The organism is Desulfatiglans parachlorophenolica (assembly GCF_055394735.1).
Map to the genome: position 1 here is coordinate 446,847 of NZ_AP042460.1, position 22,340 is coordinate 469,186.

The following is a 22,340-nucleotide window of genomic DNA, read 5'->3' on the forward strand; positions in this document are numbered from 1 at the left end:
GAGGGTGCTTTTCTTCACAGGCACAGCCCGTAAAGGAAAACACCCCCTGCGGGTGGAAACTACTTCATTCGAGGCACGAGGGTCGCTGCCTCTTCCTGAGTGATGGTGCCATTCGCCACCCCGGCTTCGACCAGTTTTTGCATGAGGGCGCGGCGTTCGGTGAGGCGATTTTTCCGCTCCTCGATCAGAGCCAGTTGGTCTGAAGTCAGGTATCCGAGTTCGTTGAGCTTTTTGAGCAGCGTCGTGTGCTTGGCCTCCATGGTGTTCCGGAAGGCTTCCGGTTCGATGCTGTATTCGGCCAGCAAGACGCGAAGTCGCTTGCCCTCGAGTTTCTGCCGGATGGTTGCAGGTGGTTGGTTGCTCAGTTCGGCAATCGCTTCCACGGCCATGTTCTCATGCACGAACCGCATGAAGAGCCCGGGGCCGTCTTCCTTGTGGTGCCGCGTGTGAAGCCCTCTTTCCTCCCCATCCATATGGGGTCCCATAAAGGCCGGTGCGCTGATGGGAAGCGCGGTCAAAAGGGCGAGAAACGAAATGACTGCGATGGTCTGGATCCTGTGTTTCATGGTAGCCTCCTTGGCTGGCTGCGGCCGGGATCGTGTCCGATCGATGATCACAGCCGGTGATTTGGGTTGGGGTCGGGTGTGGACGTCCTTTGTCTCTAAAGGAAGCCACGCTTGTACTTCGGTATCCCGAAAGCCTCGGGTCTCTTATAGCTTGAAGGGAGGATACCCTTTGATTGTGGAGAGAATATGGAGCCTGGATGTCGATCGTGCAGAGATCGCGGCCTGCCGAAATAGGGAGAAATCATGGAGAAGGAATGGGGAGTTCGGGGAGAGGCTGAAATGACTTGATATTCTGGCGGATAGGGCCTAAATCTCAAGGTTGGGAGGGTGGTGCTTTTGAACCTTTCCCTCCCGAATCTGTGATGTCCGCTCATTTGCGCTGAGGGATTCGAATGCGGCTGGTTTACAAGACATTTTTGGCCTTTCTGGTGACGGCTTTGATGGCGGTGGCCATGATCGCCGCGCTCCAGGTCTATCTGTCCCACCGATTCGGCGATTACTTGAATCAGGCGGCCCTCGAAAGCCTGGACGACCTGGTGGGCGAATTGGCCGACATCTATCGCTTGGAGGGAAGCTGGACGGCCTTCACGTCGGAGCCGGATCGCTGGCGGGCTGCGTTGAGGCGTTTCAACCCTCCAGGCGATGCTGCACCGGCGGCGCGTGTCGGGGGCGAACAGGAGGTTGCCCCGGCCCCGGTCTCGCAGGAGCCGGGTGCGGTCAAGCGGGTGGATGCGCTGTCGCCCGAGGGTCCGGCTCAGCGTTTACCGTCGCCGTTTCGCTGGTTGCTGAAGGGCCTCGTGCTCTTCGACGTCGGGCGGAGACCAGTCGCCGGAAGGATTGCGGACCGGGATCCCGCGACCTACACGATGCGGGAGATTCGCGTTGAAGGGGTCCCTGTGGGGTGGGTGGGGCTGCCTCGGCGTGAGCGCCCGCACAATCCACTGGAGGCCGAGTTCCGGAAGGCCCAGGCAAGGGCCTTTCTGCTGGTGGGCCTCGGCGTGTTTCTTCTGGTCGGGATGGCCTCCCTGCTTTTTTCCAAGCACATCCTGAGGCCGATCCGCCGGCTGGCCAGCGGGACCCGCTCCCTTGCGGAATTCGATTTCAGTGCGCGGATTGCGGTCGATACCAGGGACGAGTTGGGGCAGTTGGCGGAAGACTTCAACCGGATGGCGGAAACGCTGCGGAAGTACGAAGAGATGCGCCGGCAGTGGGTGACGGATATCTCCCACGAACTGCGCACGCCCCTGGCAGTCCTCCGCGGCGAGATCGAGGCGCTCCAGGATGGAATCCGTGAGCCGAGTGTCGAGACCTTGGGCTCTCTACATGCCGAGATCGTGCGGCTCAGCAAGATGGTGGACGATCTGCACCTGCTTTCACTGGCCGATTCCCAGGCCTTGATGCAGCGAAACGAGCCCGTGCGGGCGGTTGACATCCTCGAAAAGACGGCGGAGAGCTTTCTTCCGCGGTTCGAGCGCGAGGGGATCGCCCTCCGCCTGGATGTGCAGGACTGCAGGGGATTCATCATAGAGGGAGACAGCCATCGATTGGCCCAGTTGTACGCGAACCTGTTCGAAAATACCCTCCGGTACACGGATGCGCCCGGGGAATTGACGATTACGGGGAGGGAGGAGGAAGGCAACCTGGTGCTCCGCTTCGAGGACACGCCGCCCGGCGTCCCTGAAGAGGCCCTCGAGAGGCTTTTCGACCGGCTCTACCGGGTCGATCGGTCCAGAAGCCGCGACCTGGGAGGGAGCGGTCTGGGCTTGGCGATCTGCCGGCAGATTGTCCTCGCGCATTGCGGTGCCATCCGCGCCGAAAACGGTCCGGCCGGGGGTCTCCTTGTCCGCATCATCTTTCCGCGCGGCCCGCAGCGGTTGGCGGGTACCATCGAAAAGAGGTAGAGGGAATGGCTCGGAACCATATTCTGATCGTCGAAGACGAGCGGAAAATCGCCCAGCTCCTGGTGGATTATCTCGCGGCCGCAGGGTTTACGGCCTCCTGCCTGTATCGGGGCGATCAGGTGCTCCCGCACATCAAAAAAGACCCGCCGGTGTTGATTCTGCTGGACATCATGCTTCCAGGGATGGAGGGGACGGAGGTCTGCCGTGAGATCAGACGGTTTTCCAGCGTTCCGATCGTGATGATCACCGCCAGGGTGGAGGAGATCGACCGTATTGTCGGTCTGGAGCTCGGGGCCGACGATTATGTCTGCAAGCCTTTCAGCCCCCGTGAGGTGGTGGCGCGGGTCAAGGCGGTGCTTCGCAGGGCCTGCGCCGAACCGGACTTCTCCACCCCGCTCGAAGCGGGCCCCATTCTGCTCGACGAATCCAGGCGCGAGGCGAGCGCTGCCGGTCACCCCTTGAATCTCACCCCCAGCGAGTTCGGGCTCCTGAAGATCCTGATGGGCCAGCCCGGGCGCGTTTTTTCCCGCAGCGAACTGATCGACCGCGTCCAGGGCTATGCCTTCGACGGGTATGACCGCACCATCGACACCCACATCAAGAATCTGCGCCGGAAGATCGCTGAAGGGATCCCGCATCGGGAGGTGATCCGCACGGTCTACGGCGTGGGTTACAAGTTCAGCCTGGAGGTGGAGGACAGGTGACCCTCGTGTGTCGCTCTGGGCCGCCGGACCGGTATCCAGGATACCTCGAATGCTCGATTTCAGGATCCGGAACCGTTTGAGCCGTTTCTGGACGGGCTTTCCATTCCGGGCAGTGTTTTGCCATTCCCCATGGCGACATGCCTCGGGGAGGCCGAGGCTGTGATCGCGGGCGGCGGCGAGAGCATGAACAACATCTCCTACAGCATCAAGGAGGCCCGGTGGAGGCTCCGGCTCCGGCAGCAGGAACCTTCCGAGGGCATCTGGGACGGCTTGACGGATCACCACATCGGGCTCATTATGGGCATGACGGACGAGAACGGCGCCGAAAGGTGCAGCATTTCCCGGGAGGATCAGGACGAATTCGCTTACTCCAGCCGGATGAGGGCCAAAAAGGCACTGGAAACCGGGCGGTTCAAGGACGCGTTTCGGTGGTCATTCCGGGGAAGAGGCGCAAGCCCGGTATCGTGGTGGATACCGACGAACACCCGCGGCCGGAAACGACCCTCGAGGGGTTGCGCAAGCTGCCGTCCGCGCCACGCCGACCGGGAGGTGAGGTATCTGTGAGTATGAGCGAAGGAGACAGAGTGCACGAAAAGCGGGTCGTCAACCTGATCGTTAACGGTCGATCCTATGATCTGCCGGCCGGGGAGGCGCACAGTGGCGTCAAACCGGCGCAGACGCTGCGCGGCTGACGGGGACCAAGATCGGGTGCGACCAGGGGGCGTGCAGGGCCTGCACGGTATTGATGGATGGAAAACCCGTGCTCTTCTGTACGACCCTCACGGTCGAATGCCACGGCCGCCGTATCGAAACCATCGAAGGCCTGGAGGGTGCTGTGCCTCTGAGCCGGAACGCCTACAAGATCGAGATCGCCAAAGCCCTGGTGAAAAGGGCGCTTCTGAGGTGTGTAGAGAATGGAATTTGACACGGCCCTGACCCGGATGCTCGGCATCCGCTATCCCATCATCCAGGGGGCTTTCGGGCCGAAGGGGATGGGCACCTCCCGGATCGCGGTTCCGGTTTCGGAGGCCGGCGGCCTGGGGATCATGACCTCGATTTCCTACAGGGACCCGGACGAATTCCAGCAGGATCTCCGGGATGCCAAATCCCGGACGGACAAGCCGTTCGGGGTCAATTTTTCCCTCTTCAAGGATCGCGGCATCCTGGAGGACTACCATGAGGAGTATGTTAGGATCGCCCTCGAGGAGGGGGTGCGCATCGTGTTCACCTCGGCCTACGACGGGTCGGCGATCGGCCGGCGGTGCCAGGCCGAGGGGTGCATCTGGATCCACAAGTGTGCCGCCATCGAGCACGCTGTTTCGACCGCCCGGAAGGGGGCGGACGCCGTTGTGCTGGTCGGTCTCGAGGGGACCGGCTTCAAGAGCCCGCTCCAGAACTCCACCTTGATCAATATCACGGCCACCCGAAAGCTGATCGATACGCCCCTGATCGCGGCCGGTGGCATCGGCGACGCCCGCGGTTTTGTCGCCGCGCTTGCCATGGGCGCTGCGGGCGTCTACCTCGGGACGGCCATGATGGCGACGCAGGAGTTTCAAGCCTCCGATGCTCTGAAGAAGGCCATCGTTCAACAGGGTGTCCTGGATGCGGATTACCGCCGCAAGGTCTACCAGATGGGGCATGGCATCAAGCATTCGCTGGCCTCGACGGTCATAGATGGGATACCGACCGTTGCGGAGTTCATAGGGGATATGATCGAAGAGTCACAGCGAATCATTGCCGAACTTGCCGGCATGACCTCACCGAAAGGCGGAGAGAATGCGTCAATTTGAAAAGGTCGGAGTATTGGGCGCCGGGCAGATGGCTGCCGAGATCGCAATTTGCTCCCGCTTTCACCATGAAGCTGGTAGAAGTGATCCCGGGGTTGGAGACGGCCGGCGCCACCATCGATTTCGTGCTGGAGGCCTGCCGCCGGATCGGCAAGACACCGGTTCGGATCAAGGACACGGCGGGCTTTGTCGTGAACCGGATGCTGTTCGCCATGTTCGGGGAAGCTGTCAGACTGCTCGACGAGGGGGTCGCCGCCTGTGAGGATATCGACGCCGCCTGCAGGTTGGGGCTGGGGCATCCTCTGGGACCTTTCGCCCTGATGGACATGGCCGATCTCGGCATGGCGCTCGACATCGGGAATCTGTTGAAGGAGGCCCACGGCGACCGGTTCCGCTTTGGAGACGCCCTCAAACAGCGCGTGTACGCCGGCCATGTCGGGAGAAAATGCGGCAGGGGCTGGTACCGGTACGAATAACAGCGCATTTGTTTTCAGGCCGGACAGAGTTGGCAACCGAAACGCGTTTCCTGCCGAAAGGTGAAAACAGACCGGACGAGGTGGTCGAACCATGCAGCTTATCCAGTATCCGTCCGGATTATCTCAGTTAAAGCGGAGCGATAGGATATGCCATATCGACAAATAATCTGTAACGTTGAAAAAAATATCTTGACCATCACGTTGAACCGCCCTGAAAAGCGCAATGCGTGGACGTGGGTGATGGCCAACGAACTCAGGGATGCCATGCTCATGGCAGAAGGCGACAGGGATATCAGGGTGATCGTGCTGACGGGCGCCGGCAATGCCTTTTGTTCCGGTGCCGATCTGGATGAATTGGAACATGTGAAAGATACTTTGCACGACGTGTTGAAAAAAGACAATCGGGATACGGCAGAGAAACAAGTGTCTATTCTTATGCGAACCAAAACGGATGAAGAGTTGGACCCCGAAAACGCCTCCGGCAAGCGGGAGGATTTCCGCAAGCGGTTTTCTTATTTTCTCGGCGTGGAAAAGCCGGTCATCGCGGCCGTCAACGGACCGGCTGTGGGTTTGGGCCTTGTCGTCGGCCTTTTCTGCGATATCCGCTTCGCATCGGACAACGCGAAGTTTTCGACTGCCTTCTCCCGCCGCGGCCTGATCGCCGAGCACGGCATCAGCTGGATCCTGCCCGGAATTGCAGGCCTGGCGAACGCCCTGGATCTGCTCTTCTCTTCGAGGATGATCGATGCCGGGGAGGCTTTGAGCATGGGCCTGGTGAACAGGGTGTTTCCCCAGAACGAGTTCATGTCGCGCGTAATGGAGTACGCCTCCATTCTTGCGACGGAGGTCTCCCCCCGGTCGCTGGGCATCATGAAAAGACAGGTTTACCGTGCCCAGTTTCAGACCCTGGCTGAGGCCTGGCAGGAGGCGGATGCCGAGATGCTGTTGAGCTTCCGGTCGGAGGATGCCAAGGAAGGAGTTGCCCATTTTCTTGAAAAGCGGGCGCCGAATTTCACCGGAAGATAACTCGTATCCATCCGGAAATGATTTCCCGGTACAAACCAGTTTCCAATCCGGAAATGAGGCGTTTTTCTTCACACGCTTCGCGTGCTCGGTCCCACCGTTTCGCGGCGGGTCTCGGTTTGCCAATATCAAGGAAATCGAACGTTTGCGCGGAGGCGACCTGTAGGTCGCCGCACAAACAAACGTGCAGATTGACGCCGAGGTTGGTCAAAAAGACCATTTCCGGACGAAAACCAGCTCAAGAATGCGGTCTGGCGCCCCGCTGCCGTTCGGCGCCTCTTGTCGGAATGAGAGCGTTTTTCCGGCATGGATATCAGTCGATTTTCAGGATACGGCCTTTGTAGGAGAAGGGATCGGAGATTTCCCAGGAGACCGCTTCCTGGTTGTAATCCGCCATGCAGCGGCGTTCGAGCCTGTCGAAGGGTGTTCTTCCCGGGTCGGCGAGGATGACGGTGGTCCTTTCGGACCGGTTGGCGGAGTGTATCAGCTTGTACCATGGGGACACCAACTCATCCCAGAAGCAGATATCCGCCCCCATGACGATGTCGAAGTCTTGCAGATCGGATTGGGTGAGATCCGCTATCCCGCGGTGGATGGTCCTGATGTCGACATCGTTTGCCTGCGCTTGAAGCTGCAAAAACGGGAACACCTCCGCGTCGATATCCATACACGTGACCTTGGCGGCGATATTTTTGGCGCAATAGATCCCGGCCAATCCCCATCCGCACCCGACATCCAGTACATTCAGGCCGTTCTGGAAATGCTGGTGCGCGATGAAGTCGACCAGCATCCAACTCGATTTCCAAATGCGAAACCCGTGCACGCTGGGAGAATGGTCACGTTTGATTCTCCGGATGGCCCGATGCACGGGTTTGAGAATCTTCAGGTCATGGGAATGAATCTCCAGTTTTCCTTCTTTTTTCATACGTTCGATTACCCCTCAGGGGCCGGGTCGATGAAGATCCAGGACAAGTTTTGAAGGATTCCCTGGCGTTTCAAAGATCAAAAAAAGACGCTTTCCTTGTATAAGGAAAGCGTCTTTCGTGGTGCAGAATAAATCAGCGCTCGACTACATTGACAGCAGCCGGGCCTTTTTTGCCTTCTTCGATGTCAAACGATACGCGCGCACCTTCCCGCAGGGACTTGAATCCGCTACCTGCAATCCCTGAATGGTGCACGAAAACATCAGGACCGTTTTCCTGCTCGATAAAGCCAAAGCCTTTACTGTCGTTGAACCACTTAACCGTTCCATTCGCCATGGTGACAACCTCCTTTCGCGAAAATTTCTCGCAGTTCCTAACTTCAGGCGCCACTCATGAAAAATGGATTTTTTCCTGAAAAGAACTTCGAAATCTTGATCTTGTTTAACATTATAAGCGTTTTTTTAAGAGAAGCAAGAGTTATTTTATAAAAGTTGTTTTTATTTTTGATCTCAGTGGTTTTTCCTCTCGATCGAGCGTGACGGGGTATTGTATGTCTTCTGATCGCATTCCTGGTCCTGCGGGCCGAATGGATCAATTCCCATCGTCATGTGAAGGTCCTTCATTCAGGTGTGGCTTTCAACAAACCGCGATGAAGCAGAAGCCACAGCCCGCCCGATTCCAGGATCGCGGCGGCATCGGCCGGAATCGCGGCGTTGTCGAGCATGCCTTGCAGTTCGTTCCTGGAGATCCACTTTTTGCCCAACCGATCATTGAGATCCTTCGACTCCTTTGCGATCGGATCGATTTTTTCCCTTGGGGTCAAGGGGCCGAAACCGCCTCCTATCAGTGCATGACCTCCAGGGCGGAGCACCCCGAATAGTGAGGTCAGGATCGCAGGGGTCAGGAAAAAGAAGGCCCCACGGAAAATGACCAGATCGAAGACCGCCTGAAATGGAAGGCGCGCCAGGTCTCCGATCACCCATGCGCCGCTGCTCGGAAAACCTTGTCGAATGAGCGGGAGCAGATAGCCTTCCCTGAGGAGACAGACCGGTTTCATCTCCGGGTGATGATTTTTCAGGGCCGCGCTGATCCCGCCTGAGAAGGGCCCCAACTCGAGCAGTTGCCCGGAGGTGTTGCGGCACCAGGGTGCTATCCAGTCCGCCATGCTGGGGTAGATGGGCGTCCACAGGCGGTTCAGACGTTCGATCAGGTCAGGATCCAGAGGTTTTCTCTCTTTGGGGTGTTTGGGTTGCATCCATCCGGAAATGATTTCGCCGTAGAACTCAGTTTCCGATCCGGAAATGAGGATTTTTCTTCACCGCTTCGCCGCTCAGTCCCGCCGCTACGCGGCGGGTCCCGGTTTGGCCAATATCAAGGAAATCAAGCGTTTGCGCGGAGGCGACCTGTAGGTCGCCGCACAAGCAAACGTGCAGATTGACGCCGAGATTGGCCAAAAAGACCATTTCCGGATGGAAACTAGGTTGCATCTCGTACCGGTGGCTCTGAGGTTTCCGTCAGGTTTCGTGGCGGGTCGGTTTCGGTCAGCACCAGGAGGTGGACCTTCCGCGGGCCGTGGACGCCATAGACGATGTGGAGTTCGATGTCGGCGGTCTTGCTGGGGCCTGTGATAAAGGTGAGGTTCGGTCCCAAGCCCTCGCGCCGGATTTCGGGGTGCCATTCGAGGATGGTGTAGAGTTCGTCGAAATCGGCCAGGATCTGGCCCAGTTCGATGATCGCTACATGCACGTCGGGTGCGAGGGAGACGGCCCGGGGTTGCCCGGCGCGGCTTCGAAGGACGAGCGTGGCGCTGTAAGCGACACAGAAGTCGGCGGAGGTAATGCCCATGAAGGCCTGATCGAGCACTCCTCGGATGCGGTCGCGTCGTTCGTCTTCGGGTAGATCGGCAAGGGCCGGGTCCCGGAGGTCGGCGGGAAAGAACGGGATATCTTGGTCAGCGAACGCTTTCATCAGGTCGAGCCGGTCGATCAAGGGGTGGCGCCAACAGAGGATCCCCCGGCCGGAGGTAGGGCGAGGTCTGTTTTCGACGGCGATCTCGCGTATGGTCTCGGCTGCTTCCCCAAACCCTCTGACTGGATGCACCTGCAGGTTGATGGACCGGCCTTCCTCCACGAGCCTTTCGAGAAGCTCCCGCTGATCCTTCTTTTCCCGGTTGGCGATCCGGTCCAGGGTGATGCGGGCCTTTTCCGGCGCAGTGTCTTCCGGCTCCGGAGTCATGGGTCCCATCGGGGTGTGTTTGCCCAGGGCCTTGCGCACTCGGCCGAGAAAGGCGCTCTCCGGGTCGTTCATGATCATTCCTGATCCTTCATAGGGGCCATCGATATCTTTCAGCGAGGTTCTCGATCATCCTGAGGTCTGCGCAGCGGGTGATGAGCAAGAAACCGTTTTTGGGCCAGCGGCGGCATGTCGCGGGAAAGGGTCCAGCCGCCGAAGGGGGCCGGAAGCCTGCCGATCATACCGTTTCGCCGCGGGAGAAAACGCTGCATCAAGGCGGCGGCGCGGATAAAAGCACCATAGAGGTGATGATTACCGGCCAGACGGGCCCATGCCTTGTAGACCAGCCTCTCTGCCACGGGGCCTGGACGGGTTTCCCATCCGGGGTCGCCTTCCGCCAGGCGCGCGCGGAGTTCGAGGAGAAGCTTCGGGATGCGGATGTGGACCGGGCAGGCGTCTTCGCATGCGCTGCAGAGGGTCTCGCCCTGACAGAGGTGTTTGCCCCGCTCGATCCCCCAGAGCAGCGGGGTGATGACCGCGCCGATGGGGCCGGAGTAGATCGACCCGTAGGCATGTCCGCCGATCTTCCGGTAGACGGGGCATACGTTCAGGCAGGCGCTGCACCGGATGCAGCAGAGGATCTCCCGGAAGACCGGGTCGGCGAGGATCCGGCTCCGGCCGTTGTCGACGATCACGACATAGAAGTGTTCGGGGCCGTCCTCGAAATCGGGGGATCTGGGGCCGCCCACATAGCTCACGTAGGTGGCCATCTTCTGGGATGTGGCTCCGGTCGAAAGCAGGCGGAGGAGGATGTCGTGATCTTCGAGGCGCGCCGCGATGCGCTCCATCCCCATGAGGGCTACGTGGACCTTCGGGAGGGTGGTGGCCATGCGAACGTTCCCCTCGTTCGACAGGATGGTGATGTGTCCGGTTTCGGCGCAGGCGAGGTTGCACCCGGAGATGCCCATGTCGGCGTTGAAGAATTTGTCGCGCAGGGCGCGGCGTGCAGCTAGGGTCAGCGTCGGTGGGTCCTCGGAATAGGGGATGTCGAGGTGTTTGGCGAAAAGGGCCCCGATCTCCCGACGGGTCATGTGCATGGCCGGACCCAGGATATGGGAGGGCCTATCGCCGGCCAGTTGAACGATGTACTCGCCCAGATCGGTTTCCATGACCTCGAGGCCGGCTTCAGCAAGTGCGGGGTTGAGGCCGATCTCCTCGCTTAGCATGGACTTGCCCTTGACGATCCTCCGGACGGTGTGGCGCTGCGCGATCTCGAGGACGTGTGCGACTGCCGCATCCCCGTCCGGGGCGTAGAGGACCTGACCGCCATGTTCTCTAACCCGACGCGCAAATGCGGCAAGCAGAACGTCCAGGTTTTCGATCGCCGCCATACGGATGTCGTGGGCAGTGTCCCTCAGGCCGGGGCCTTCGGGCAGGGCCTGATAGGCCAGGGCCGTCGCCGGTCCGAGCCGGTTCTGGATGTCGGCCATGGCCGCCTGCAGCACGGGGTTAGACAGGCCGCGGTGCGCGGCGTGCTTATAGTCTTCTGGGGTTGGATGGCGCACAGGTGTGCTCCTCGGAAGAGTCCAGGATGCGGGCGATGTGGATTGCCTTGACGCGCGAGCCCATACGGCTCAGCCGCCCCTGGATGTTCATGAGACAGCCGCTGTCGCAGCCGACCACCGCGTCGGCGCCGCTTGCCAGGATATGATCGACCTTTTCCTGAACGAGGGCGGTCGAAATCTCGGGGTACTTGAAGGAAAAGGCGCCGCCGAACCCGCAGCAGCGGTCGGAATCCTGCATTTCGACAAAGTCCGCGCCTCGGACATGGCGCAGCAGGCGGCGCGGCTGTTCGCGGATCCCGAGCCCGCGCGCCAGTTGGCACGAGTCGTGGTAGGTGATCCTGCCGTTAAAGGCGGCGCCGACATCCTCGACGTGCAGGATGTCCACCAGAAACTCGGTGAACTCATACGTGCGGTCCGCCGCCTTTCGTGCGCGCAATGCCCAGCGGCGGTCTTCTCCAAAGAACTCCAGGTAGTGATGGCGCACCATGTGAACGCAGGAGCCGGACGGACTGACGATGGGCAGGTCCCCTTCGAAGATCTCGAGGAAGCGTTTGGCCAAGCCCCGGGCCTCCTGACGGTATCCCGCGTTGAAGGCTGGCTGGCCGCAGCAGGTCTGACGTTCGGGGCAGATCACCCTCAATCCCAACCGCTCGAGGACATGGAGGACAGACAGCCCCGTTTCCGGGGAGATCCCGTCCACCAGACATGGGACGAACAGCAGAACCGTGGATGGAGACGCCATTTCAAAGTGCCTTCGGAAGGTTTCGATATCGACCGGGATCGGGCACAGGCAAAGCTCCGCCGATCCACACCGGAAAAACTATAACAGATGGTCCGTGGATTACAACGTCAAATCATAGTGTGTTTCCATCCGGAAATGGTCTTTTTGACCAATCTCGGCGTCAATCTGCACGTTTGCTTGTGCGGCGACCTGCAGGTCGCCTCCGCACAAACGCTTGATTTCCTTGATATTGGCCAAAAGTCCTCATTTCCGGATTGGAAACCGGGTCATGCTGGATAAAGCATTTCCGGATGGAAACCAGTGTGTTTCCATCCGGAAAAGTTTTTCGAGCGGGGACCCGGTTTCCAATCCGAAAAGAGAACGTTTCTTCAAGTTCTTCGCTGCCATGATTGAGAGGATCTTCTTTACTTATTCCTTGTGGTGATTAGTATTTTAAAATAAACCTTTTTTGGAGGATTTGGCCATGTATTCAAAAACGGTGATGGATCATTTCAAAAGTCCTCGGAACGTGGGCGTAATCGAAAACCCGGACGGCTTTGGAGAAGTGGGCAATCCCCTTTGCGGCGACATGATGAGCATCTATCTGAAAATCAAGGACGATCGGATAGAGGATATCAAGTTCCAGACCTTCGGGTGCGGCGCGGCTATCGCTGTATCCAGTATGCTGACGGAGATGACCAAGGGAAAAAGCATCGAAGAGGCCAAGAAGATCTCGAACAAAGATGTGGCCGCTGCGCTCGAAGGCCTGCCGAAAAACAAGCTTCATTGCTCCAACCTCGGGGCGGATGCGCTTCACCAGGCCATCAAGGATTATGAAGACAGGAAGGCAGGGAAGGAACCGGCTGAGCCGAAGCGGAGCGAGAAACACGTCCACACCCATGGCGACCACTGCTACTGCCCTTATTGTGATGCCGAGGTCCCCGAGGGGGTGACCTTCTGTAAAGCCTGTCAGACGGATCTGTCTGTCCAGCATTGAATCCTGAAGGAAAGGGAGGGTACCCCATGAAGATCATCAACCTGGATCACCTCTCGGCCAATCAGCTCCTGCCCGAGGTGCAGGAGGCCATGATCGGCACGATGCGGGAGACCTTCGGAAACCCTTCGAGCCAGCACCGCCTGGGGGATAGCGCCGCCGAAGCGCTCGATAAGGCGCGCGGGCGTGTCGCAAGGCTGATGAACTGCCCTTCGGAAAAGGAGGTGGTTTTCACCTCCAGCGGGACGGAATCCATCAATCACGCCATCAAGGGGGTGGCGTTCGCCAAGGCCGACAAAGGCAAACACATCGTGACCTCCAACATCGAACATAACGCTGTTCTCCGAAGTCTTCGCCGCCTCAAGATGATGGATTACCAGGTTACATCCGTCTCTGTCGATGCCGAGGGCCGGGTCAACCCGGATGATGTGGCCAAGGCCCTTAGAGACGATACCATCCTCGTAAGCATCATGCACAGCAACAATGAGATTGGCACCCTTCAACCGATACGGGAAATCGCCGCCATCACCAGGGAGCGCAAGATCACGTTTCATAGCGATGCGGTCGACTCTGTCGGGGTGATCCCCGTGGACGTCCAGGACCTGGGGGTGGATCTGCTGAGCTTCGCCTCCAACACCTTCTACGGTCCGGCCGGTGTCGGGGGGCTGTATATCCGCCGCGGCACGACCATCTGGCCGCTGCTGGACGGCGGTGTTCAGGAGAACAGCAAGCGTGCGGGGACGGAAAACCTCATCGGTATCGTCGGGATGGGGGTGGCCGCTGAACTGGCCCTTCGGGACATGCCCAAGCGCATGGAGCACACGGGGCGGCTGAAGGATTTTCTCCTCAGGGAACTGCCGAACCATGTCGATGAGTACATTCTCAACGGTCATCCGGAGTTCTGTCTGCCGAACCTCCTGTCCATCTCTCTGAAGTATATCGAAGGGGAGAGCGTGGTGCTGATGCTCGATGAGGAGGGCGTCGCGGTCTCGACCCGTTCGGCGTGCGCCGCGGGGGCCCTTCAGGCCTCCCACGTGCTGCTCTCCATCGGGCGGGAATTCGCGGATGCCCAAGGGACGATGGTCATCACCTTCGGACTCGAGAATACGGAGGAAGACGTCGTTCGCTTCTTGAAAGCGTTGAGCGGCGCTGTAAAGACCTTGCGTGAAATCTCGCCGCTCTACACGAAGAGCAAGCCGGCGTGATGCCTTGACAGGGAATCGTCCCGCCCCATCGAGGTCTGCCGGAATGGGCCGCATGGGGCAGTGCGAAGCAATGGCGGGTAGACGGCGCCTATGGCAGCAGGCTTTCCAGTTTGGATTGCAGGGAAGATTCCGACAAGGTCCCCCTGGTGACGTCGACCGGTTCACCGTGCTTGAAAAAGATGAGCGTCGGGGTGCTCTTGATCTCGTATTTTTCACTGGTCTTCGGATTGTCATCGACGTCGAGCTTGTAGACCCGCAATTTCGCTACGTTGGCGGCGGCAAACGCTTCGAGGGCAGGGGCCATGGAATGACAGGGCCCGCAGCGCGGTGACCAGAAATCCACGAGACAAATCCCCTTGGACTCCAAGACGGTTTCCGTGAACTCTGCATCGGTCAAAACAAGGGTGGGTGTTTTCGTCATGTTCTTCCGGTTCGATCCTGCTTCTGGTGTAATGTTTCGGTTCTGCAAGAACGGGAGATGTCCGATGCTTTGGAGAACACCGGGAGATACGCTGGGCCGTTCGCTTTTTCTCGATATACTACTAGGCAGACCCTTCTTTCCGCAAATAGAAAAGACGGGCGACCGTCACGGGTCGCGTCCCGCAAGGGCGGCCTCTCAGATCCCGTAAGGCGATTAAATTCTTTACAATCACTGGGATTGGATGACAATATACAGTCTTCGTCAACTCGGCTTAACCGTAGGGATGGGTTTTTCAGCCGATCTCGGCTTTCGATCTGCAGGATGGTTTGGACTTGGGCAACCCGGGGTGCCTGCGTGAAGCTCGGGATCGGTCAGGTGCAGCCGGTGAAGAAAAAGCGGTACCTCCAGATTGGATACCCGCTCGCACGGGATGGTGATTTCCCAATGGAAATGAGGCTAAAGTCCATCCGGATTTGATGATTCAACACGACCCGGTTTTCAATCCGGAAATAGGGGAAAATTCTTTTTCAAGGAGGTCGAGTATGGAAGTCAAGAAGATCCTCTGGCCCACAGACTTCTCCGAAAATGCCGCCAAGGCACTCCCTTATGTGACGTCGCTGTCGGAAAAATACCAGACCGAGGTGCATGTGCTCTATGTGATTCCGGAGCTGGGACTGCACGAGCCTTGGTATGGGGAGTTCGATCGTTCACATATCGAGAAGATTCATGACTGGGAACGGAAAACAGCTGAAAAGAGGTTGGATGAGATCTGCGACACCTATTTGAAAGGGTGTCGGCTTTATGTCAAACACATCGCCTTGGGTGATCCCGCAGACGAGATCCTGAAGATGATCGGCAAGGAAAAAGTCGATATGGTGGTCATGGCGACGCGCGGCCGCAAGGGGCGCTTTTTCTTCGGCAGCGTGGCGGACAAAGTACTCAAGAATTCCCCTGTCTCCGTCGTGACGGTGCCGATCAAAGACTGACAATGCTGCATCAGGCGCCTCCCTACGTTCGGGGGGCGCCTGATCGATTCATTCGATGACGACGATCGCGCCGGGCGCACATTCCCGCGCCGCGCGCTTCACGGCCTCCTCGAATTGAGCGGGTACGACCTCCACCTTCACGATGGAAAGCATCTTGTCCTCATCGTAAGCGAAGACATGCGGGCAGACCTTGTTGCAGTTCCGGTCTCCCATACACAGGTCGGGATCGATCTCGACTCTCATCGGCATCCCCTTTTTCAGTTGGTCCATCATTCACAATCAGTTGGCGTAGCTTTTCGGTTGATGTCCGTAAAGCTTCTCTTCCAGCCAGGCGCGAACCTCGTCATCGATGGCGTAGACCCCTTTCCGCCGGGCTATGCGGGAGAGGAAACCTTTCCGAAGCGCCTCGGGCATGTCTATCCTGGCCAACTCCACGGCCGCCTCCGAGTTTCTTTCGATCAGGTAGATCCTTGCCGGCTCCTCCCACGTATTGACGACGAAATACCGGGAGACATCGTTTTTCGAACGGATGAGGTTCTTTCCGTGTGTCCAGTTGTTTCCCCACTCCAGATAGAGGGTGACCGCCTCCTCCGGTGTCATGTCCCAATCGATGACTCCAATGAGGTCATTCCGTTTTCTGATGTCTTCGAGTCCCAGCATGGTTTGTTCCTCCCCGCCCATCCGGTGCAGGTTGTCAGCCTGGCATCTTTGTTTTCGGCGAAAGCATATTGTTTTTAAAATTAGTAACTATTCCTGAAAATACAATCCCCCATAGGAACTTTCTCAACGCACGCGCGAAACGTACCCGCGGGGGTCCGCGATTAAAGCCTCGGCCCGATGCGGTTTTGGCGCCTGCGGTTGTCGACCGGTAGACCGGGCAAGCGCGGTCGGCAGAGTGAATCATCGATTTTCAACCGGTTGGGCCGGCACGTTTTCTCTATGGCGCTAAACCGCCGGATGACCGAGTTGGGGGGATTTTTCCGTTGACTTTGGTATAGCCGACGATGTTATTTAGTTTCCATCCGGAAATGATTTCCCGGTACAACCCAGTTTCCAATCCGGAAATGAGGATTTTTGGCCAATTCCGGTGCCAGAGCGCACCTGACTTTCTATTAGATCCAGCCGTGGAGGTTTTTGGCGGTTATGCATGAGAAGCACCTCGCGATATTGACCGAAGAAATGGGCGTGGAGCCGTGGCAGGTCGAAGGAACCGCTGCGCTTCTTGCCGAGGACGCGACCATCCCTTTTATTGCCCGCTATCGCAAGGAACGGACGGGTTCCCTGGATGAGGTGGCGGTGGCCCGGATTCGTGATCGTCTACAGCAGATGGAAGAGCTGGACAAGCGCCGTGAGTCGATTCTGAACACGATTACCGAACAGGGAAAACTGACCCCCGATCTCACCCTGCGTATTATGCAGGCCGAATCCCTCACTGTGCTGGAAGACATTTATTTACCTTACCGTCCCAAACGCCGGACACGCGGGACCATGGCCAAAGAGAAGGGCCTGGAACCCTTGGCGGCCGTGATATTCGAGCAGGGCGGGGGGGATTCCGAAGCGGCGGCCGAGGCTTTCATCGATCCGGGCAAAGGTGTAGAAAGTGTGGCGGAGGCGTTGCAGGGCGCGCGCGACATTATCGCCGAGTGGGTCAACGAGCATCAGGAAGCGCGGGCGCGCCTGCGGTCGCTCTTCGAGCAGAAGGGGGCCTTTCAGTGCAGGGTCGTGACCGGCAAGGAGGAGGAGGCGGCGAAGTACCGCGATTATTTCGATTGGGAAGAGCCGGTCTCCTCCGCGCCTTCCCACCGCATTCTTGCGATGCGCCGTGGGGAAAAGGAGGGGGTCCTCAGTCTGCGGATTGCCCCGCCGGAGGAGGCTGCGCTGGAGATTCTGGAGGCGGTCTTTGTCAAAGGCGCTTCGTCCATGTCCGAGCAGGTCCTGCAGGCTGTGCAGGATGGGTACAGACGACTGCTTTCCCATGGCCTCGAAACGGAGATCCGCCTGCAGACCAAGAAGCGGGCGGATGAGGAGGCGATCCGGATCTTCGCCGAGAATCTGAGGCAGCTCCTGCTGGCACCCCCGCTCGGGGAAAAGCGTGTGATGGGCCTAGATCCGGGATTCCGGACGGGCTGCAAGGTGGTCTGTCTGAATGCCCAGGGACGGCTCGAGCACAACGAGACCATCTATCCTCTTCTGTCGGAGAGGGCCCGCGCGGAAGCCGGGGAGCGGGTCCGGGCGCTCTGCGATCGTTTTGCCATCCAGGCGATTGCGGTGGGGAACGGGACCGGAGGGAGGGAAACGGAGACGTTTCTGAGGGATTTGAACCTGCCCGGATCCGTTCAGGTCGTGATGGTGAACGAGAGCGGCGCTTCGGTCTATTCCGCTTCCGAGGTCGCACGGGAGGAGTTCCCGGACCTCGACCTGACGGTCCGCGGGGCGGCCTCCATAGGCAGGCGGCTGATGGATCCCCTGGCCGAACTGGTGAAGATCGACCCGAAGTCGATCGGTGTCGGGCAGTACCAGCACGATGTGGATCAGCGCGGCCTCAAGGCGGGGTTGGACGACGTCGTCATGAGCTGCGTCAATGCGGTGGGTGTGGATGTAAACACGTCCAGCCGGCAGCTGCTGATGTATGTTTCCGGGCTTGGCCCGCAGCTGGCGGCCAATGTTGTGGCCTTCCGCGACCGGAACGGCCCTTTCCGATCGCGGCAGGAGCTGATGAATGTCCCGCGTCTGGGGAGCAAGGCCTTCGAGCAGTCGGCTGGGTTTCTGCGGGTTCGGGACGGCTTGAATCCGCTCGACGCAAGCGCTGTGCACCCGGAGAGCTACGGAATCGTGGAGGCCATGGCGGCGGATCTCGGCTGCGCGGTGGTCGACCTGATCCGGAAGGAGGACGTCCGGGGGCGGATCCGCCCTGAGCGCTATGTCAATGAGACGGTCGGTTTGCCGACCCTCCGGGACATCGTCGAGGAACTGGCCAAGCCCGGGCGTGATCCGAGGGAGCGCTTCGAGGCGGTCCAGTTCGATGAAGGCATCCAGACGATCGCGGATCTCCGCCCCGGGATGCGTCTGCCCGGGATCGTGACGAATATCACCGCATTCGGTGCCTTCGTCGATATCGGGGTGCATCAGGACGGGCTGGTCCATATCAGTGAGATGGCCGACCGCTTCGTAAAGGATCCGGGTGAGATCGTCAAGGTGCAGCAGAAGGTCCTGGTAAGGGTCCTCGATGTGGACACGACGCGTCAGCGCATTGCGCTCAGTATGCGTGCAGAAGGCGGTGATGCGGGCCGCGAGGCTCGTCCGGGGCCGGGCGGTCATTCCGTCAAAGGGCCAAAGGCTTCGCGCGATGCCGCACGGAGCGGGCAATTCAACAACCCCTTCGCCAAGGCATTTTCTAAGCATTAGAGAAGCGAAGAGGGGACGGATTTATTTTCCAAAAAGGAGGAGAGATTTTTTCTTTCATTTTTGCGAGGGAAGCGCTGGTTCTCAAAACGGGTGCGAAAGAGTGAGAGAAACTGCTTTATGTAGAGTGGCGAACAGATCGATATTTTACGCGAAAAGCGAACGGATCTGTTTCTGATCGAGGATAGATATCGAAGCCGATTTTTTCAAAGGAGCGTATGCTGAAGACGGCCGGGAAAGATGGATGGAAATGGCTTCTTCAGCTACGGGAAGGGGATCGTGATGTTCAAGGATGCGCAGGAGCGAGAGGCCTTTCAAAAGTGGGTGGATGACTGGGTGGAAGATCCGATGAAGGTGGCTTTTTTGAAACTCAAGCAGCATCTCGACGTCAAGGAGTCGACCGAACTGGTCTTCAAGGCGAGGCCGGGCGTCAGCTATTCGTTGAGGGCCGTCCCGGTTGCCGAAACAGGCTACGACAAGCCGCTCTTCGCCATGGTGGACGTGGTGGACGACGACCCTGCCAATCGGTGGTTGTCGGTCTGTTTCTACGGCGAGATGATCACGGATCCGGATGAGCAGGGTGACCTGATCCCCGGCGGCCTTCTTGGCGAGGATGGTTACTGCTTTGACATGACCGAAGCCGATGAGGCCCTGCTGGACTATCTGCGGGAGAGGTTGACCGAGGCCCACCGGAGCGCCCTGAACGGGTAGGTTGTCTCCGTCCGGAACGGGTTGCAGGTCGCAGGGAGTTTCCAAACCGGATAATCGGATTCCTTGCCAGGATCAGGGAGAAAAGGCGTTTGGTCTTGCGGCTGGAAAGGTCCAATGAAGTCGCTTTTTCACGCACTTAAAGGCGGTTGTTGGGCTGCGATATGGAGGAAGACATGAAAGGCCGTCCATACCTGTCAATGGGCGTTTGCCTCGGGCTTGCCCTCCTTTTCCCTTGTTCGTCCGTGGCCTTCGCCGGGGCTGAAGGGATTTTGCGGGAGAGGGCCGCCGGGGGAACGGTGTCGGAAAAACCGGGCGGCGATATCAATGCCGGCGCGTGGCTGGTCCGGTTCTTTCGGGATCACGTTTCGGCGGTGGACGGCGACCGGTGTCCGAGTTATCCCTCCTGTTCGGAGTACAGTGTGCAGGCCTTCGAAAAACACGGATTCGTGATGGGCTGGCTGATGACGGTGGACCGCCTGATTCATGAAGGCTCGGAGGAAGAAGCCCTCTCCGGCACCGTGAGGGTCGGAAGCCGCACCTTGATCAACGACCCGCTTCGCAACAACGATTTCTGGTGGTACAGGTCGAAATGACGGTAAGGTGGATCCGCCGGGGTCTCTTGGGCCTCATCTGCTTTCTGGCATGGTGCGCAGCCTCGGGGAGCGCCTCCTCGTCCGAGGTGGTGATCCGGAGCGACAGCCAATTCGGCTTCGCCCATCAGTATCTGGACCGGGGAGATTATGCAAGTGCGGCGGCGGAGTTCGAGCGCTTCCGGTATTTTTTCCCGGAAGATCCGCGCGCGGGGGAGGCCTTGTATTTCATCGGCTTTTGCCGATTGCGCGAAGGCCGCCGTGATGATGCGCGGGCTGTGTTTGGGCGCCTGCTGAACGAGGCTGCCGAGCCTTCCCTTGCTGCCAGGGCTATCTTCATGACTGGAGAGTCCTACTACGAAGAGGGCCGGATGGAGGAGGCCGCGGCCGTCTTCGAGGAGGTCGTCCGGCGCTATCCGGGGCTCGAGATCAAAAACGCCGCCCTTTACCGGCTGGGCTGGGTCGATCTGCGCCAGGACGAGTGGGAGAAGGCCTCAGCCGCATTCGATCGGGTGGGTGCGGAGAGCCCCCTTTATGCGAAGGCCGGGCTGCTCGCAGGGGAGAGCCTCGAGGGCGCCGAGCTCGCATGGAAGGAGCCTGCCACGGCCGGGGTGCTGGCGGCGGTTCTGCCGGGGGCGGGGCACGCGTACGTCGGCCGTCCTAAGGACGGACTCGTGGCGTTACTCCTGAACGGGCTTTTTATCTGGGCTGCCGTGGAGGCCTTCGACAGCGACCAGGATGTGCTCGGGGGGATCCTGACCTTTTTCGAAGTCGGGTGGTACTCCGGAAATATTTACAGCGCCGTCAATGCGGCACACAAATACAACCGCAAGGTCCGGGACGATTTCCGTGAAGGGCTCGACGAACGCCTCGATCTGAGGCTTTTTACGGGGGGCCGCGGTGCGGTGGGGTTAGGCCTCAGTTGGCGGTTTTAGGCTCCGACCGGTCAGGCGTGCGTAGTCTTCAGGCGTGTCGAGGTCCCGGTCATCGTATGGTCCGTCGACCTCCACCGTCTGGATTTTTTCCGGGTGCTTCATAAAGAGGGCCTTGGCGCCCCTGTCCCCGCTCACCGCATGGAGTTCGGCGAACAGGGGCCGGCTGACCATGACGGGGTGGGTGCGCTTGCCCCCGATAGCCGCTGCGCCGAGAGGGCGTCCAGACGGCGGGACCGTGCAAATCAGACGGTTGATGACGCGGCGGTCGGTGTGAGGCATGTCGGCGAGCAGGATCATGATGTGGTCGAAGTGTTTTTCAGCCGCTTCGAGCCCCAGTATGAGTGAAGTGCTCATCCCTTCATGGAATCTCGGATTTTCGACCACCTCGAGCTTCGGGTGTGCAAGAAGGGTGTCTAGACCCGCACGCACACGGTTGGCTTCATATCCCAGAACCAGGATTACGCGCTCGAGTTCCGAGGCGAGCACCTCCGTCAGGACCCGGGCGAGGAGCGGCCTTCCTTCGATGTCCAGCAGCTGCTTGGGCGTGCCCATCCGTCGCGAAGCCCCGGCTGCCAGGACAATTCCGGCTACGGCCCCGGGGTGTGCCGGGTCGGCCGCATCATGCATATGCCTCGAGTCCTTTCAGATATCCCGCATCGAAGACTTTGAGATTTGTTCCCCTCAACCGCTCCGGACTGGCTGCCTCGATGGTGGCCCGCAGATCGGCATGGCCGATGGGCGCGCTCTCGAACGCGGAAAAGAAGCCGAGAAGCGCCAGGTTTGTGGAGAGGGGGGCGCCGAGATCCATGGCGGTCCGTTGGGCGGGGAAGGCCCTGCAGACGGCTCCGAGCCGGTCGAGATAGGCCTGGACCTCGGGCCGTACGTCTCCGTTTGGGGCGTCGAGATAGAAACGGCCCTCGGGCCGCAGGAAGGGCAGGGTGCGATACCCTTCGCTTTCATCCAGGGCCAGGAGGAAGTGGGCCTTTCCCTCAGGGACGAGGCTGCTTCTGACCGGACCGAGCCTCAGGTGCGAAACGACGGAGCCGCCCCGTTGGGCCATGCCGTGAGTTTCGGCGCCCATCACCTCGAAGCCTTTTCCCAGGGCCGCCTGCGCGAGCAGTTTGGTCATAAAGAGGATCCCCTGACCGCCGAGGCCGCTGAGGACGATGTTGACCGGCTGCGCTGCTGTTTCCACCAC

At 59.4% G+C, this 22,340-nt stretch carries 31 protein-coding genes; 16 read left to right on the top strand and 15 right to left on the bottom strand.

Going from position 1 to position 22,340, the window contains the following annotated elements; translation table 11 throughout:
- Positions 1-59 precede the first annotated feature (59 nt).
- Positions 60-566, bottom strand: coding sequence for a hypothetical protein (locus tag ACZ500_RS02045; RefSeq protein WP_464230869.1), 507 nt, complete (start codon positions 564-566; stop codon positions 60-62).
- A gap of 392 nt (positions 567-958) precedes the next feature.
- On the opposite strand from ACZ500_RS02045, the gene ACZ500_RS02050 reads away from it, so the two are divergent.
- The 8 genes from ACZ500_RS02050 to ACZ500_RS02085 all read left to right on the top strand — a co-directional run bounded on the left by ACZ500_RS02050 (position 959) and on the right by ACZ500_RS02085 (position 6,460).
- Positions 959-2,467 carry an ATP-binding protein gene (locus ACZ500_RS02050; RefSeq protein WP_464230870.1) on the top strand — a complete coding sequence of 503 codons (1,509 nt, stop codon included), beginning with the start codon at positions 959-961 and terminating at the stop codon, positions 2,465-2,467.
- A gap of 5 nt (positions 2,468-2,472) precedes the next feature.
- Positions 2,473-3,171 (top strand): response regulator, encoded by a 699-nt coding sequence (locus ACZ500_RS02055; protein ID WP_464230871.1) that lies wholly within the window; start codon positions 2,473-2,475, stop codon positions 3,169-3,171.
- 129 nt (positions 3,172-3,300) lie between these two features.
- Positions 3,301-3,735, top strand: a complete 435-nt coding sequence (locus tag ACZ500_RS02060) for a thiolase family protein (protein WP_464230872.1) — start codon at positions 3,301-3,303, stop codon at positions 3,733-3,735.
- Positions 3,732-3,863: a hypothetical protein gene (locus tag ACZ500_RS02065; RefSeq protein ID WP_464230873.1), complete on the top strand. Its 132-nt coding sequence runs from the start codon at positions 3,732-3,734 to the stop codon at positions 3,861-3,863. Before ACZ500_RS02060 ends, ACZ500_RS02065 begins: the two co-directional genes overlap by 4 nt.
- A gap of 53 nt (positions 3,864-3,916) precedes the next feature.
- Positions 3,917-4,096, top strand: a complete 180-nt coding sequence (locus ACZ500_RS02070) for a hypothetical protein (protein WP_464230874.1) — start codon at positions 3,917-3,919, stop codon at positions 4,094-4,096.
- Positions 4,086-4,961, top strand: coding sequence for an NAD(P)H-dependent flavin oxidoreductase (locus ACZ500_RS02075; protein WP_464230875.1), 876 nt, complete (start codon positions 4,086-4,088; stop codon positions 4,959-4,961). Before ACZ500_RS02070 ends, ACZ500_RS02075 begins: the two co-directional genes overlap by 11 nt.
- Positions 4,962-5,026: 65 nt before the next feature.
- Positions 5,027-5,434 (top strand): 3-hydroxyacyl-CoA dehydrogenase family protein, encoded by a 408-nt coding sequence (locus ACZ500_RS02080; RefSeq protein WP_464230876.1) that lies wholly within the window; start codon positions 5,027-5,029, stop codon positions 5,432-5,434.
- A gap of 189 nt (positions 5,435-5,623) precedes the next feature.
- On the top strand, positions 5,624-6,460 hold the full coding sequence (locus tag ACZ500_RS02085) for an enoyl-CoA hydratase (protein ID WP_464230877.1): 837 nt from the start codon (positions 5,624-5,626) through the stop codon (positions 6,458-6,460).
- Here ACZ500_RS02085 and ACZ500_RS02090 read toward each other — a convergent pair.
- The 8 genes from ACZ500_RS02090 to ACZ500_RS02125 form a co-directional block, all read right to left on the bottom strand.
- Positions 6,447-6,677 carry a hypothetical protein gene (locus ACZ500_RS02090; RefSeq protein ID WP_464230878.1) on the bottom strand — a complete coding sequence of 77 codons (231 nt, stop codon included), beginning with the start codon at positions 6,675-6,677 and terminating at the stop codon, positions 6,447-6,449. The genes ACZ500_RS02085 and ACZ500_RS02090 overlap by 14 nt on opposite strands.
- A 93-nt stretch (positions 6,678-6,770) precedes the next feature.
- Positions 6,771-7,382: a class I SAM-dependent methyltransferase gene (locus tag ACZ500_RS02095; protein ID WP_464230879.1), complete on the bottom strand. Its 612-nt coding sequence runs from the start codon at positions 7,380-7,382 to the stop codon at positions 6,771-6,773.
- A gap of 133 nt (positions 7,383-7,515) precedes the next feature.
- Positions 7,516-7,716, bottom strand: a complete 201-nt coding sequence (locus tag ACZ500_RS02100) for a cold-shock protein (RefSeq protein WP_464230880.1) — start codon at positions 7,714-7,716, stop codon at positions 7,516-7,518.
- A gap of 283 nt (positions 7,717-7,999) precedes the next feature.
- Positions 8,000-8,635, bottom strand: a complete 636-nt coding sequence (locus tag ACZ500_RS02105; protein WP_464230881.1) for a methyltransferase domain-containing protein — start codon at positions 8,633-8,635, stop codon at positions 8,000-8,002.
- 28 nt (positions 8,636-8,663) lie between these two features.
- The gene (locus tag ACZ500_RS02110; protein WP_464230882.1) at positions 8,664-8,843 is read right to left on the bottom strand and encodes a hypothetical protein; all 180 of its coding nucleotides are present in this window, start codon (positions 8,841-8,843) and stop codon (positions 8,664-8,666) included.
- Positions 8,844-8,856: 13 nt separating this feature from the next.
- Complete coding sequence (locus ACZ500_RS02115) at positions 8,857-9,687, bottom strand: LutC/YkgG family protein (protein ID WP_464230883.1); 831 nt, start codon at positions 9,685-9,687, stop codon at positions 8,857-8,859.
- 38 nt (positions 9,688-9,725) lie between these two features.
- On the bottom strand, positions 9,726-11,177 hold the full coding sequence (locus tag ACZ500_RS02120) for a lactate utilization protein B (RefSeq protein WP_464230884.1): 1,452 nt from the start codon (positions 11,175-11,177) through the stop codon (positions 9,726-9,728).
- Positions 11,149-11,919, bottom strand: a complete 771-nt coding sequence (locus ACZ500_RS02125) for a (Fe-S)-binding protein (RefSeq protein WP_464230885.1) — start codon at positions 11,917-11,919, stop codon at positions 11,149-11,151. The genes ACZ500_RS02120 and ACZ500_RS02125 overlap by 29 nt, the downstream gene beginning before the upstream one ends.
- A 135-nt stretch (positions 11,920-12,054) precedes the next feature.
- Between ACZ500_RS02125 and ACZ500_RS02130 the strand changes: the two genes are divergently transcribed.
- The 3 genes from ACZ500_RS02130 (at position 12,055) to ACZ500_RS02140 (ending at position 14,097) form a co-directional block, all read left to right on the top strand.
- The gene (locus ACZ500_RS02130; RefSeq protein ID WP_464230886.1) at positions 12,055-12,198 is read left to right on the top strand and encodes a hypothetical protein; all 144 of its coding nucleotides are present in this window, start codon (positions 12,055-12,057) and stop codon (positions 12,196-12,198) included.
- Between the two features lie 184 nt (positions 12,199-12,382).
- Positions 12,383-12,895, top strand: a complete 513-nt coding sequence (gene nifU / locus ACZ500_RS02135; protein ID WP_464230887.1) for a Fe-S cluster assembly scaffold protein NifU — start codon at positions 12,383-12,385, stop codon at positions 12,893-12,895.
- Positions 12,896-12,921: 26 nt separating this feature from the next.
- Positions 12,922-14,097: a cysteine desulfurase family protein gene (locus tag ACZ500_RS02140; protein WP_464230888.1), complete on the top strand. Its 1,176-nt coding sequence runs from the start codon at positions 12,922-12,924 to the stop codon at positions 14,095-14,097.
- Between the two features lie 88 nt (positions 14,098-14,185).
- Here the strand turns inward: ACZ500_RS02140 and trxA are convergent, their stop codons facing one another.
- Positions 14,186-14,518 (bottom strand): thioredoxin, encoded by a 333-nt coding sequence (trxA, locus tag ACZ500_RS02145; RefSeq protein WP_464230889.1) that lies wholly within the window; start codon positions 14,516-14,518, stop codon positions 14,186-14,188.
- Positions 14,519-15,060: 542 nt separating this feature from the next.
- On the opposite strand from trxA, the gene ACZ500_RS02150 reads away from it, so the two are divergent.
- Positions 15,061-15,504, top strand: a complete 444-nt coding sequence (locus ACZ500_RS02150) for a universal stress protein (RefSeq protein WP_464230890.1) — start codon at positions 15,061-15,063, stop codon at positions 15,502-15,504.
- 48 nt (positions 15,505-15,552) lie between these two features.
- On the opposite strand, the gene ACZ500_RS02155 is transcribed toward ACZ500_RS02150, so the two are convergent.
- The 3 genes from ACZ500_RS02155 to ACZ500_RS02165 form a co-directional block, all read right to left on the bottom strand.
- Positions 15,553-15,747: a ferredoxin gene (locus tag ACZ500_RS02155; RefSeq protein ID WP_464230891.1), complete on the bottom strand. Its 195-nt coding sequence runs from the start codon at positions 15,745-15,747 to the stop codon at positions 15,553-15,555.
- 36 nt (positions 15,748-15,783) lie between these two features.
- Positions 15,784-16,164: a DVU0772 family protein gene (locus ACZ500_RS02160; protein ID WP_464230892.1), complete on the bottom strand. Its 381-nt coding sequence runs from the start codon at positions 16,162-16,164 to the stop codon at positions 15,784-15,786.
- 351 nt (positions 16,165-16,515) lie between these two features.
- A complete protein-coding gene (locus ACZ500_RS02165) occupies positions 16,516-16,653 on the bottom strand; it encodes a hypothetical protein (protein ID WP_464230893.1) in 138 nt (45 codons plus the stop codon).
- Between ACZ500_RS02165 and ACZ500_RS02170 the strand changes: the two genes are divergently transcribed.
- From ACZ500_RS02170 to ACZ500_RS02185, 4 genes are all read left to right on the top strand, one after another.
- Positions 16,648-18,909 (top strand): Tex family protein, encoded by a 2,262-nt coding sequence (locus ACZ500_RS02170; RefSeq protein ID WP_464230894.1) that lies wholly within the window; start codon positions 16,648-16,650, stop codon positions 18,907-18,909. The genes ACZ500_RS02165 and ACZ500_RS02170 overlap by 6 nt on opposite strands.
- Positions 18,910-19,146: 237 nt before the next feature.
- A complete protein-coding gene (locus ACZ500_RS02175) occupies positions 19,147-19,617 on the top strand; it encodes a hypothetical protein (RefSeq protein ID WP_464230895.1) in 471 nt (156 codons plus the stop codon).
- Positions 19,618-19,790: 173 nt separating this feature from the next.
- On the top strand, positions 19,791-20,210 hold the full coding sequence (gene yidD, locus ACZ500_RS02180; protein ID WP_464230896.1) for a membrane protein insertion efficiency factor YidD: 420 nt from the start codon (positions 19,791-19,793) through the stop codon (positions 20,208-20,210).
- Positions 20,207-21,142 carry a tetratricopeptide repeat protein gene (locus tag ACZ500_RS02185; protein ID WP_464230897.1) on the top strand — a complete coding sequence of 312 codons (936 nt, stop codon included), beginning with the start codon at positions 20,207-20,209 and terminating at the stop codon, positions 21,140-21,142. Before yidD ends, ACZ500_RS02185 begins: the two co-directional genes overlap by 4 nt.
- Here the strand turns inward: ACZ500_RS02185 and ACZ500_RS02190 are convergent.
- Complete coding sequence (locus ACZ500_RS02190; protein WP_464230898.1) at positions 21,119-21,769, bottom strand: nucleotidyltransferase family protein; 651 nt, start codon at positions 21,767-21,769, stop codon at positions 21,119-21,121. The genes ACZ500_RS02185 and ACZ500_RS02190 overlap by 24 nt on opposite strands.
- Positions 21,762-22,340 (bottom strand): indolepyruvate oxidoreductase subunit beta, encoded by a 579-nt coding sequence (locus ACZ500_RS02195; RefSeq protein WP_464230899.1) that lies wholly within the window; start codon positions 22,338-22,340, stop codon positions 21,762-21,764. The genes ACZ500_RS02190 and ACZ500_RS02195 overlap by 8 nt, the downstream gene beginning before the upstream one ends.